At 64.3% G+C, this 9,343-nt stretch carries 12 protein-coding genes; 6 read left to right on the top strand and 6 right to left on the bottom strand.

Features of this window, described 5'->3' with window-relative positions:
- The first annotated feature begins 190 nt into the window (after positions 1-190).
- From PIN31009_RS27955 to PIN31009_RS19315, 6 genes are all read left to right on the top strand, one after another.
- Positions 191-376 carry a hypothetical protein gene (locus PIN31009_RS27955; protein ID WP_150685537.1) on the top strand — a complete coding sequence of 62 codons (186 nt, stop codon included), beginning with the start codon at positions 191-193 and terminating at the stop codon, positions 374-376.
- 177 nt (positions 377-553) lie between these two features.
- The gene (gene arfB, locus PIN31009_RS19335; protein WP_150685538.1) at positions 554-961 is read left to right on the top strand and encodes an alternative ribosome rescue aminoacyl-tRNA hydrolase ArfB; all 408 of its coding nucleotides are present in this window, start codon (positions 554-556) and stop codon (positions 959-961) included.
- Between the two features lie 132 nt (positions 962-1,093).
- Positions 1,094-1,426, top strand: a complete 333-nt coding sequence (locus PIN31009_RS19330; RefSeq protein ID WP_174997285.1) for a helix-turn-helix domain-containing protein — start codon at positions 1,094-1,096, stop codon at positions 1,424-1,426.
- The gene (locus PIN31009_RS19325; protein WP_150685540.1) at positions 1,423-2,718 is read left to right on the top strand and encodes a type II toxin-antitoxin system HipA family toxin; all 1,296 of its coding nucleotides are present in this window, start codon (positions 1,423-1,425) and stop codon (positions 2,716-2,718) included. The genes PIN31009_RS19330 and PIN31009_RS19325 overlap by 4 nt, the downstream gene beginning before the upstream one ends.
- Before the next feature lie 91 nt (positions 2,719-2,809).
- On the top strand, positions 2,810-3,466 hold the full coding sequence (locus PIN31009_RS19320) for a DUF2239 family protein (RefSeq protein WP_150791307.1): 657 nt from the start codon (positions 2,810-2,812) through the stop codon (positions 3,464-3,466).
- A gap of 126 nt (positions 3,467-3,592) precedes the next feature.
- A complete protein-coding gene (locus PIN31009_RS19315; protein ID WP_217426813.1) occupies positions 3,593-5,044 on the top strand; it encodes an MATE family efflux transporter in 1,452 nt (483 codons plus the stop codon).
- Here the strand turns inward: PIN31009_RS19315 and PIN31009_RS19310 are convergent.
- The 6 genes from PIN31009_RS19310 to PIN31009_RS19280 all read right to left on the bottom strand — a co-directional run bounded on the left by PIN31009_RS19310 (position 4,942) and on the right by PIN31009_RS19280 (position 9,087).
- Positions 4,942-6,156 carry an MFS transporter gene (locus PIN31009_RS19310; protein ID WP_150685542.1) on the bottom strand — a complete coding sequence of 405 codons (1,215 nt, stop codon included), beginning with the start codon at positions 6,154-6,156 and terminating at the stop codon, positions 4,942-4,944. The genes PIN31009_RS19315 and PIN31009_RS19310 overlap by 103 nt on opposite strands.
- Positions 6,157-6,393: 237 nt before the next feature.
- Positions 6,394-6,636 (bottom strand): ChaB family protein, encoded by a 243-nt coding sequence (locus tag PIN31009_RS19305; RefSeq protein WP_087688992.1) that lies wholly within the window; start codon positions 6,634-6,636, stop codon positions 6,394-6,396.
- Positions 6,637-6,776: 140 nt separating this feature from the next.
- The gene (locus PIN31009_RS19300) at positions 6,777-6,932 is read right to left on the bottom strand and encodes a DUF3309 family protein (protein ID WP_150685543.1); all 156 of its coding nucleotides are present in this window, start codon (positions 6,930-6,932) and stop codon (positions 6,777-6,779) included.
- Positions 6,933-7,220: 288 nt separating this feature from the next.
- Entirely contained in the window at positions 7,221-7,652 is a 432-nt protein-coding gene (locus tag PIN31009_RS19290; RefSeq protein WP_150685544.1) for a PRC-barrel domain-containing protein, read from the bottom strand.
- Positions 7,653-7,755: 103 nt separating this feature from the next.
- The gene (locus PIN31009_RS19285; RefSeq protein WP_150685545.1) at positions 7,756-8,118 is read right to left on the bottom strand and encodes a BON domain-containing protein; all 363 of its coding nucleotides are present in this window, start codon (positions 8,116-8,118) and stop codon (positions 7,756-7,758) included.
- Between the two features lie 153 nt (positions 8,119-8,271).
- A complete protein-coding gene (locus PIN31009_RS19280) occupies positions 8,272-9,087 on the bottom strand; it encodes a BON domain-containing protein (protein ID WP_150791306.1) in 816 nt (271 codons plus the stop codon).
- Between the last annotated feature and the right edge of the window lie 256 nt (positions 9,088-9,343).

Raw genomic sequence — 9,343 nt, 5'->3', positions numbered from 1 at the left:
GGGTCCGGGGCCGGGCCCCGGGCCTGAACCGCATCCGCCACCACCGCCGCCCGGTCCCGGACCGGGGCCCGGACCGCATCCGCCGCCACCTCCGCCGGGGCCCGGACCGGGGCCGCATCCGCCGCCACCGCCTCCTCCGCCCCCGCCGCCTCCGCCACCCCCCTATTGGGGAGGCGGCTGGTACGACCCGGTGGCTGCGGCGGTCACGATCGGCGTGTCGGCGGCGATCATCGGCTCGACGGTGGCCAGCTTGCCCCCAAGTTGCGTAAGCACCGTGGTCGGCACCGTGGCGTATCAGCACTGCGGCTCGACTTGGTACCAACCGGTGTACTCGGGCACGGTCGTCCAGTTCGTGGTGGTGTCGCCGCCACGTTGATCTCACCGGCACCCGCCGCGCCCACGTCAATGCCGACGGCATCGCGCCATGCGATGCGATGTCGTCGGCCTGCGCGTACTAGCCGTGTTGATCGCGTTGACCGCGTTGGCCGTGTTCGTTGCCATTTATGCGCTCACCCGCTTGTGAGCCGCATGGCCGGGACGTTATGCTTGCCCCATGAACCGTCGCATTCTCATCGCCCCCGAAGACGTCGAACTCACTGCCATGCGCGCCCAAGGCGCCGGCGGACAGAACGTCAACAAAGTCTCAAGCGCCATCCATCTCCGCTTCGACGTCATGCGCTCGTCGCTCCCCGACGACGTCAAGGCACGTCTGCTCTCCCGTCTGGATCAGCGCATTACGCAAGATGGCGTCATCGTGCTCAAGGCACAGCAACACCGCTCGCAGGAACTCAATCGCGCCGATGCACTGGCACGCTTGCAGGCGCTGGTCGATGCCGCAGCCATCCCGCCGCGCCGCCGCATTCCGACCCGTCCGACGCTCGGCAGTCAGATGCGCCGCCGGGATGCCAAGCAAGTACGCTCGCGGGTCAAAGCGACGCGGGGCAAATTCCATGAGGACTAAGACGGCGATGCAACCAAAAAGATAATTAACGTTATCTTTTTGACAATAAAGATACTTTTTATTATCTTTTCTGGCATATCTTGAAGTGCGATGCTAAGATAAAGCATCATTTCTTTGAAAAAGCACATCAAGATGAGCTTTCTCGACACCCTGATCGCCGCGCGCAAAGAGGCTGGCCTCACGCAGTCCGACCTCGGAGAGCGCGCCGGCCTGTCGCGCATGACCGTCCAGAAGGCCGAGTCGGGAGCGCTGGATCCCCGAATGTCTACGGTGCTGGAGATGGCACGCGCACTCGACCTCGAACCGATGCTCGTCCCGGCGAGTCTGCGTCAGGAAGTCGAAGCGTTTCTGCGCTCCGGCGGCAAGTATCTTAGCCAGCCCAGTGGCGTCTCGGCCCCGCCATCGATCGTTGAGACGCTGGCCTCGCCCGGCACGACACCGCGCCCCGCGCCCTCCCGCTCATGAACATCAAATACCTGCGCGCCTATCTGCATATGCCCGACGGGAGCCGGCGCCCCGTCGGTTATCTGTCGCAATACGGTGACATTCTGCGCATGTCGTTCGACGAGGAATACATCGCCGACGCGCGCCGCCCTACGCTGTCGCTCGCCTATCGCGGCGCCAGCGAAAACGCCACCCGCGACATTCTCCGATCCCCGCAAGACGCCCGACTGGTGCGCACCGACGGCCGGTGGCCCGTGTATTTCGAGAATCTGCTGCCCGAAGGCCATAACCGCGAGCGCCTTGCCGCCGAGCGGCGTTGCAGCCCCGACGATGAATTCGAGCTGCTGGCCGCGGCGGGGCACGACCTGATGGGCGCACTCGAAGTCGAACCCGTGCCGCCACGCGAAGGTGTGCCGGACGTCGTGCATCGCTGGCACACAGCACTCGGCCTCGAAATGATCGAGCCCGGTTTTGTCGACACGCCGGTTGAAGACGCCGCGTCACTGCCGGGGGTCGTCACCAAATTCTCCGCCGTTCGCGATGGCCGCCGTTATGTCGTCAAGCGTCAGGGCCGCGCCGGCTCGGTCATCCTCAAGCTGCCGACGACGCGCCACCCCGATCTGGTCGAAAACGAATTCACCGGCTACCGGTTGTGCGAAGCGTTGGGACTCGACTGCGCGAAGGCGGAGATCATCTCGCGGCGCGACGCCGATCTGCCCGAGCAGGTCCCGTTCGAACACATTCTGGCCGTGCCGCGCTTCGACCGGCTGCCCGACGGGCGGCGCGTGCATATGGAAGAGTTTGCGCAAGTGCTTCAGTACCCGCCGCGCAGCAAGTACGGACGCGGGCTCGACGTCGACTACACGACGATGCTGCGTGTGCTCGACCAACTCTCGGCACAGCCCGTGCAGGACGTGCGGGAGTTCATGCGGCGTCTGATTGCCTTCATCCTGCTGGGCAACACCGATGCGCATCTGAAGAACTGGGCACTGACCTACCCCGACGCCCACACGCCGCAACTCGCGCCCGTCTATGACCCGGTATGCGTGGCGGCGTTTTTCCACGACGTGCCCGCATCGCACTACGGTGTGAATCGCGCGATCGACAAGACGCTGCGTGCGTTCGACTGGCCCGCCCTCGAAGCGTTGTTGAAGGGCGCCGGGTTGTTGCGCGTTCCCCGCATGATGACGATTGCCCGCGAAACCGTCGCCGAAGCACAGGCCGCGTGGCCCAAGCTACTGGACGATGCCCCCGCCGCCGTGCGCGCCACGGTGCTCGAACGGCTCTCGGGCGGCGTGGCATTGACCGCCTGACAGGCATCGAAATTATTACCCGGGTAATATTGCAATTCAAATAACACCCGGGTAATATTCGCCGGTACTGATTCATTACCGGAGATTCGCCGTGTCTGTCACGCCCGCTGTCGCCCCCACCTATACCGTCTTTCGCGGCATGCGCCGCATTGCCGTCGGCTCACTGGCCGACGCCGCCATCGCCTTTCAACAGGCATCGCTCATCGACGCGCACCTGCCGGTGCTGATCTTCGACGACCTGACCGGCGACACTCGCGATGTCGATGTGCGTGGCACCGCCGCCGATATTCGCGAGCGCTACCGTCCCGTGGCCGCACCTGTGGTAACGAGCGGCGCAGCGCTCGCGCAGCCCATTGCCGAAACCCTCGAAGCCCCCGAAGCCCCCGCCAAAAGCCGCGGCCGCCCGAAGCTCGGCGTCGTCGCGCGCGAAGTCACACTGCTCCCGCGTCATTGGGACTGGCTGGCCGAGCAGCCCGGGGGAGCGTCCGTCGTCTTGCGCAAGCTGGTCGAAGAAGCCCGCCGCAAGTTCGCCAGTCGCGACCTGATGCGGCGGGCGCAGGAGCGCGCTTACCGCTTCATGTCGACCATGGCGGGCGATCTGCCGGAATTCGAAGAAGCCTCACGCGCGCTGTTTGCCAACGACTTCGATGCCCTCGGTAAGCGCATCGCCGGCTGGCCGGACGACGTGCGCGAGTATCTGCTGCGCCTGACGTCGACCGACGATCTCGCCGAACGCATCACCGAATAACCCGCCGGGCCCGCGCGCCCGTCTCCCTACGATTTCCCGCTCACCGGTCGGACTGCCGCACCGGAGGGCCCCGCTTTGCCCGAAATTCCGTGGAATTTCCCCCGGCAAGCTTGCCTTGAGAACGCCATGACAACCCTGACTAACGACATCAAAGCATCACCACCACCCTCACCGACGCCACCGCGCCCGCTCTGGCGGACGTGGCTCCTGATCGCTGTCCCGATGATGCTGACCAACGCGCTGCAATCGATCGCGGGCACCGTCGACGGCATCTATCTCGGCCACCTGATCGGCACCCAAGCGATCGCCGCCGTGTCCGCGTTCTTCCCGGTGTTCTTCTTTCTGCTCGCCATCGTCATCGGGCTGTCGGCCGGTGCCACCGTGATGATCGGGCAAGCATGGGGCGCGCGAGATCGGGTCCGCGTCAGAAACATCGCGGCAACGGCCTTGTGGATGATGCTCGCCGCGGGCATCGTCACCAGCGTGCTCGGCGGCTGGCTCGCCGCGCCGCTCATGCGCGCCCTCGGCACGCCGTTGGCCGTGATCGACGACGCCACACGCTATGCGCGGTGGATGCTCATCGGCATGCCCATCGTGTATCTGCTCTGGCTGACGACATCGATGAGCCGTGGCACGGGTGACGCGGTTTCGCCGCTCTTCACATTGCTGATCGCGACCGTGCTGGCGTTGTGCCTCACGCCCGCCTTCATCGACGGATGGGGGCCGCTCCCGAAGCTGGGCGTGGCGAGCGCCGCCGCGTCGACCCTGATCGCGTTTTCCGTCGCCCTGCTCTGGATGGCGATGTATTGGCGACGCAAGGCGCATGCGCTCGCACCGGGTGCCGGTCTGTGGCGTAACGTCCAATTTCGACCTGATCTTGCCCGGGGCATCCTGCGCATCGGCGTGCCTGCCGCGATGCAGATGCTGACGATGGCCCTCGCAGAAATGGCGTTGCTCGGCATGGTGAATCGCCACGGTGCGAACGCGACCGCCGCGTACGGTGCCGTCACGCAAGTCATGAGCTGGCTGCAACTGCCCATCATGACGTTCGGCATCACCGCCTCGATCCTGTGTGCGCATGCCATCGGCGCGGGCCGTGGCGAACGCATCGATGCGATCGTGCGAACGGGCTTCCTTTGCAATCTGGGAATGACGGGCGTGTTGACGGCGCTGGTCTGTCTGGGGGCGCCGCTGATCATGCGCGGCTTTCTGACCGACCCGAAAGTCTTGGCGCTCGCGACGCATCTGCTTTACGTCACGGCGTGGAGCGTGCCGGTGATGGGCCTGACCGCGATCATGACGGGCGCCATGCGCGCAGGCGGCAAGGTGTGGGTGCCGATGGTGCTGGGGGTGATCGGGCTGCTCGGCATCGAAGTGCCGGCCGCCCTGATCTTCGAGCGGATGGCCGGTCTGACCGGCATCTGGTGGGCGTATCCGCTCGCTTTCTTCGCGATGTTCGTGATGCAGGGCCTGTGTTATCGGGCCTTCCGGCGCGCGTCGTGGCGTGCCCAGAAGAACATCAGCATGCCTGCACAAGACAGCAAGGCACCGACCCAGCCGGTGGACGTCCAGCCATAACCGGCCGTAATGGCCACGCCGCCGAGCCATGCGCCGGCGGCGTTGGCCATATTGAAAGCGGAGTGATTGAGCGCCGCCGCCAGCGTCTGTGCTTCGCCGGCGACATCCATCAGACGAATTTGCAAGGCCGGTCCGATGATGATGATGGTGCCGATGGCGAGCACGTTGATACCGGCAAGCCACGGGCTGGCAGCGGTAAACGTGAACGCGCCGAGCAGCAGCGCCGACCAGATCAACGTGCCGCCGATGGCACGCATGAGCGAGGTGGCGCCGACGAGCCGCGGCCCGATGATGGTGCCGCCGACCATGCCGATACCGAACAACGCAAGATAGAACGGCACCCACGCTTCGGGCACGCCGGCCACCTGCATGAGCGTCGGCTTGATGTAGCTGAACACGGCGAACATGCCGCCAAAGCCAATCGCCCCGATCCCGAGCGTGAGCCAGACCTGCGAGCTGCGCAGCGCCGCCAGTTCACGCAGCGGGCTCGCGCCGTGGGGTGCGGGCACATTCGGCACCCAGCGCCAGACCAGCACGGCCGTGAGCGTACCAATGGCACCCACGAGGACGAAGGCCGCACGCCAGCCCAGCCATTGACCGAGCCCGGCGGCGAGTGGCACGCCGAAGAGTGTCGCCAGCGTCAGGCCGAGCATGACCTGACCGACGGCATGCACACGCCGGTGCGGCGGCACGAGCGATGCGCCGACCAGCGCCGCCACACCGAAATAGGTGCCGTGCGGCAGACCGCTCAGAAAGCGCAGACCGATGAGCGAGAGATAGCCCGGGGCGAGCGCACTGGCGAAATTGCCAATCGCAAACATCGCCATCAGCGCAATCAGGAAGGCACGCCGCGGCAAACGCACACCGAGCACGGCAAGCAACGGCGCACCGATAACCACGCCCAGCGCGTAAGTGCTGATGGCATGACCGGCTTGCGGAATCGTGATGTTCAGACCACGGGCGACATCGGGCAGCAGGCCCATGATGACAAACTCGCCCGTCCCGATGGCAAACCCGCCCATCGCGAGTGCGACGAACGAGAGCCAGACGGGAATGGACGACGGGGGCAGCGCTTCGGCTGCATCGACGGGAAGGACTTGGGGGGAACTCATAGGGTGCGATTTTACGGCAATCTGCCTCCGCTTGCCGGACGTGCGCTGCAACGCAGCAACCCTGAAACTTCATGAATGCAGGCAACGGCAGGTTTTTCACCCCGATTTGCCTTGCAACGCAAAATGACGCCAACGCATCCTGCGCGCGCCAAAAAAAGACCGGCCCATTGGGCCGGAAAAGTACGATTGCTCATCGGCTGCGGGGGCCGGACCAATCGCATTGGGGACGGCATTCGATCAGTGGTGCGACTTTTTCGCATGCCACTGACCGGACGATTCATCCTTTTCGTAGGTCTTCTTCACCGCCGACCACGCCACCTTGTGCGCGGTTTCTTCACGCGACTCGTGGCCTCGGCGCTCGGCGGGTTCACGGTATTCGTCCCAAGCGGAATTAAACGCCTTGAGGTAAATCTCCTGCGCATGTGCCGGCAGATGGTCCTTGACGCTGGCCGGCAGCTCGTGGGTCTGGCGATACGGCATGACAGGCTCTCCTTGTTCACGATCTCCACGCGATCATCTATACGATCATGCATACGATCAGTACGCGCCCCATCACGCGAGCCCATGCATTGGCAGGCTTACGCGACAGGGTTCGTACGATCCATCAGACGGAGTGACCGTCAGATGTGTCCCATCAGGACGAGTATCAGCACGATGAGTACGACGAGACCGATACCGCCGGACGGGTAGTACCCCCACCCACGGCTATGCGGCCAGGCCGGTACCGAACCGATCAACATCAGAATCAAAACAATTAACAGGATGGTGCCAAGCATGACTTTTCTCCCTTGCCGGTCTGGCGTTGGTCGACGAAGCCCCCTTCACTGATGCTGGCGACGTATTTGCCGGGCGGCCGCAGCGGCGGCTCTTCCACAGGCGGATCAAGCGGTCGGTCAGGCGGGGGCATCGGTGTCGGCTCGTCCTCGTTCGGAGGCGACTGCGGCGGCGGTGTCCCTGGCGGTTTGCCCGGGTCGAATGGCTCGGGCAAATGCGCATACAGACGGGGGGCCTGCGTCAGCCGGCGTGTTGTGGATGTGCGCGGCATGAGCAAGTGACCTCCGGGCTCAATGCCAATAAGGGTCGACGGTGTAATACGTGTGGACCTGTTCGGCCCAGTGCAGATCGCCCATGGTCGGCCAGTGGTCCTTGTCGAACCCGGGGGCCTTCTTGAGCACTTCCTTGTCGACGTTGAGGATGAATCGCTTGTTTTCCACGTCGAGTTGCAGGGCGTGCCACGGAATGGCGAACAGCTTGTCGCCCATGCCGAGGAACCCGCCGAACGACAACACGGCGTAAGCCACAGTGCCGCGCTGCACGTCGAGCATGATGTGCTTGACCTTGCCGAGGCTCTCACCTGCGGGGTTCACGACGTCTTCCGCGTCGAGCGTGTCGGCGGCCATCACCGACGGGCCCGGACCATCGGGCAGTTGAGTCGTCGAGCCTACGATGCGTGCGCCTGATTGGGGCGCAGGGCCCCGGCCGGTTTGCATAGTCATGATGTATCTCCTTGTCTTCCTGTGGGTTCGCAACGGGCCGGTGGGCCGCGTTGCGAAACGTCTGTCACGGATGTCACGGATTTACTGCGGAGGGACTGGCGGGTTACTGCGCCATCACCTTGATGTCGTCCTTCACGTCCACCACGCCATCGACACCCTTGACGGTATCCACGACGAGCGTCTTCTGTGCCGACTGCGGCACCGAACCCGTGAGGTGAACCACACCATGACGGGTGGTCACGTGCACCTTCGTCGAAGGCACGTCCTTCTTGGCGAGCAATTCGGCCTTGACCTTGGCGGTCAGCGCCGAGTCATCGATCTTGCGGCCTGTATCGCTCATGGCACCGCTGGCGCTGGCGTTGTCGGCAATCTTGATGATCCCGCCCTGATCCAGTGCGTGTGCGGCGATACCGGTGGTGGCAAGTGCACCTGCCATGATGAGCTTGAGCAGATTGGCTTGTTTCATTTGTTGACCTCCCAAAAGAGTCTCTTGTGATTCCCCTCGCCCGGGGACCTGCCTGACTACTGTTTCAGTACGGTTTCAGTACTGCTTCAGACCTGACGCACCGCCGCGTGCATTGAGCGCGGCGCTACGTCTGGAATTCGTTGATCTTCAATCTCAAATCTTGTGGCCTTCCTGACTTTCGCCCGGACGGCTCATGGTCTTGCCGCGCCGCTCGTGCAGCCGGTTGTCGACTCCGGTCACGCCCGCCACCTTCGCGACGACGGTCTGGGCGACGTGCTGCATCCAGCGCTCGGGCACATAGCCCGTAAGGATCACCAGCCCCGAGGTCACGGTCACGTCGGCGTTTGTCACGTCGAGATCCCGCGCTTCGGTCAGCGCCCGGCGCACCGCATCACGCAACGCCGTGTCGTCTGCCGACGGGCCCCGCGAGCGGGCATGGACCGTGCGACCAGCCGTCTCTTGCGGCTCGCCCGGCACGTTGTGCACACCCGCTCGCGGTTGGGTGTCCGCGTCTTTGCGCGGCTCGCTACCACCCCGGCTGCCCCGGCTCCCTGATGCCTGATCGGCGTCGCCTGCTGTATTCGAACTTGCCGCCGAAGCGTCGCGGCCCGTGCCTGCGTAATCGTCATGCGGCCCGTAGGCGCTTTGCCGCCCGAAGCGCGGATGGTCGCCGGGTGTTGCATCGGCGGGCCCGTAACCGCTCTCGGTGCCGTGGGCAATCGTCGGCGCATAACCGTGATCGCCGTGATGGCCGCTATCGCCGTGATCGCCTGCCGATGCTTTGCTGCCCTTTGCCTGCGTACCTTGCTCAGGATCGGACCGATCGGACCTCGGGGCCGATGCGCCGAGCCACGCCGGGTCGCTTTGCTTGCCGGCCTGCGCCGACTGGGCATCGCGTGAAGCCGACTGTCTGGCCTCGTGCGTCTGTTCGGTTTCCGGCACCGGCTTCGGGGGCGAACGCTTCGACATGACTGACTCCTTGAACTGCTGCCCGGCGATGACTTCAGATTCGGCTTTGGCTGCTACCTGCTGTTGCGTCTGTCACCGGACTTGTTGAAAACGATTGTAGATAGCCGGTTTCACCCGGCGAATCGGCGGAGTCTGAAAGACGTGTAGGCGAATGCTGGCAAAGACGGTTACGGCGCGAGAATACGGCACACGACAACCAAAAAGACGTGCAAATTCAGTTGGTTACGGAGTCAACTAAAAGTGACGCGAGATGAAG

Source organism: Pandoraea iniqua (assembly GCF_902459685.1).
GTDB lineage: Bacteria > Pseudomonadota > Gammaproteobacteria > Burkholderiales > Burkholderiaceae > Pandoraea > Pandoraea iniqua.
Note: the sequence above shows the minus strand (reverse complement) of the source record. Positions and strands in the feature narration are given on the sequence as shown.

Excerpts from the sequence above, each read along its gene's own strand:
- PIN31009_RS19280 (WP_150791306.1), bottom strand. The coding sequence starts at position 9,087 with ATGTCGAAGCGTTCGCCCCCGAAGCCGGTGCCGGAAACCGAACAGACG.
- PIN31009_RS19330 (WP_174997285.1), top strand. The coding sequence starts at position 1,094 with ATGAGCTTTCTCGACACCCTGATCGCCGCGCGCAAAGAGGCTGGCCTC.
- PIN31009_RS19285 (WP_150685545.1), bottom strand. The coding sequence starts at position 8,118 with ATGAAACAAGCCAATCTGCTCAAGCTCATCATGGCAGGTGCACTTGCC.
- PIN31009_RS19315 (WP_217426813.1), top strand. The coding sequence starts at position 3,593 with ATGACAACCCTGACTAACGACATCAAAGCATCACCACCACCCTCACCG.
- PIN31009_RS19290 (WP_150685544.1), bottom strand. The coding sequence starts at position 7,652 with ATGACTATGCAAACCGGCCGGGGCCCTGCGCCCCAATCAGGCGCACGC.
- arfB (WP_150685538.1), top strand. The coding sequence starts at position 554 with ATGAACCGTCGCATTCTCATCGCCCCCGAAGACGTCGAACTCACTGCC.
- PIN31009_RS19310 (WP_150685542.1), bottom strand. The coding sequence starts at position 6,156 with ATGAGTTCCCCCCAAGTCCTTCCCGTCGATGCAGCCGAAGCGCTGCCC.
- PIN31009_RS19300 (WP_150685543.1), bottom strand. The coding sequence starts at position 6,932 with ATGCTTGGCACCATCCTGTTAATTGTTTTGATTCTGATGTTGATCGGT.
- PIN31009_RS19325 (WP_150685540.1), top strand. The coding sequence starts at position 1,423 with ATGAACATCAAATACCTGCGCGCCTATCTGCATATGCCCGACGGGAGC.
- PIN31009_RS19305 (WP_087688992.1), bottom strand. The coding sequence starts at position 6,636 with ATGCCGTATCGCCAGACCCACGAGCTGCCGGCCAGCGTCAAGGACCAT.